The 1,376-nt window shown below is 42.2% G+C and carries 2 protein-coding genes; both read left to right on the forward strand.

The window, feature by feature from the left end:
- The first annotated feature begins 234 nt into the window (after positions 1–234).
- Positions 235–561 carry a DUF3718 domain-containing protein gene (locus NO989_RS21755; protein ID WP_014948465.1) on the forward strand — a complete coding sequence of 109 codons (327 nt, stop codon included), beginning with the start codon at positions 235–237 and terminating at the stop codon, positions 559–561.
- A gap of 152 nt (positions 562–713) precedes the next feature.
- Positions 714–1,307: a transcriptional regulator gene (locus NO989_RS21760; RefSeq protein WP_371343193.1), complete on the forward strand. Its 594-nt coding sequence runs from the start codon at positions 714–716 to the stop codon at positions 1,305–1,307.
- Positions 1,308–1,376: the final 69 nt, after the last annotated feature.

The raw sequence follows: 1,376 nt of genomic DNA on the forward strand, positions 1-1,376 counted from the left end.
AAATCAATATGAGGCTGATATGGCAAATTTAGGAAAAGCGGCTTAACTGGGTTGTGTGAATTTGCTTGACCACGTCATTATTAAACCTTAGCTTTTGTGTACTTGTCGCAACGTCTCAAATAGCGGTGCTTTAACGTTTTTATAGCGTGAATTTTACAAAGTTTCACTAATTTAATGGTGCGGGGACAAAAGAGGTAGTCACCGCGTTGCCGAATATTATCAGAGGAACTTGTTATGTTTATGTCACGCCGTGTTACCCAACTTGCTTTACTAGGAATAACCTTGTCGCTTACTGCAACAGTAGCGAATGCCGCCCCGTATCCTAAGCATGTAGAAAAAAACTTAATTGCAGTGTGTGAAGCGGTAAAAAGCGATAGCCGTTTGCGATTGCATCGCGCCGTGAAAGCGACGGGTTTTAAAATGCGATATATCCATGAGGGATTAGTGTGCAACGGGCAAGACATGCTTACTTTTGCACTTACTCATAATGCATCTAAAAACGCACAGCTGATTGCTCGTCGCATTAATGCTAGCCCTAGTGTACTAACAGCAAAACGCTAATGAAGAGTTTTCTACCCTGGCGATTGGGCTATGCAGCTTATAGCCCCTTTTTCGCTTATTTTTACTTTTCGCTGTCTACATCCCATCACTTATTAAGACTGGGATAGATAACACTGACAGCTATTACTGCTTGCACTTGCAAGGGATCGCAGATGATCGCACTGGTTTTTTTACACTCTGTTTCTATGCAAAACTCACTTTGCAAAATGCTAGAAAAGCTAGACGTATTCAGTCACGTTTATGGCGCACAATCTGTAGGCCATTGTCTTGCGTTAGCAGAGAAATATCCTCAGTCCATCGGTTTCTATTCAGTCTCACAGTCAAGTCGAAACCTTGCATCACGATATTGGCTTGCAGTAGGAAATAAAGACGAAGAAGCGCTGTTAGCTTTTTCTCACAACGCGTCAGGATTTGTTAAATCACCACTTGAAGAATCCCAAGTATTAAACGCTATAGAGCATGTCAAAACCAAGTACCATTTTTATGAACGGGACTTTCAATTCAATATGCTGGTTAAGGGACTTTGTGAACAATATGGGGTGTCTGAACCTGCGCTTCTAGCTACATTGCGCCAGCAATTGAACAAAAGTGCTCAGCCAAATGTTGTAGGGATACGCGCTGAAAACGGGTGGTGTTGCTTAAATCCAGCAGAGATTAAATGGATTGAAGCTGCAGGTGACTACATGTGTGTTCAAACGCTCTCAGAAAGCTACGTTGTCCGCACCACCTTGTGTGAATTACTTTGACGTGGTTCAATAGATTCACACACCCAGTTAAGAGATAATCATCTCAACTGGAGTGTATATGAAAACGCG

The organism is Alteromonas sp. DY56-G5 (genome assembly GCF_041414725.1).
GTDB lineage: Bacteria > Pseudomonadota > Gammaproteobacteria > Enterobacterales > Alteromonadaceae > Alteromonas > Alteromonas macleodii.

Excerpts from the sequence above, each read along its gene's own strand:
- NO989_RS21755 (WP_014948465.1), top strand. The coding sequence starts at position 235 with ATGTTTATGTCACGCCGTGTTACCCAACTTGCTTTACTAGGAATAACC.
- NO989_RS21760 (WP_371343193.1), top strand. The coding sequence starts at position 714 with ATGATCGCACTGGTTTTTTTACACTCTGTTTCTATGCAAAACTCACTT.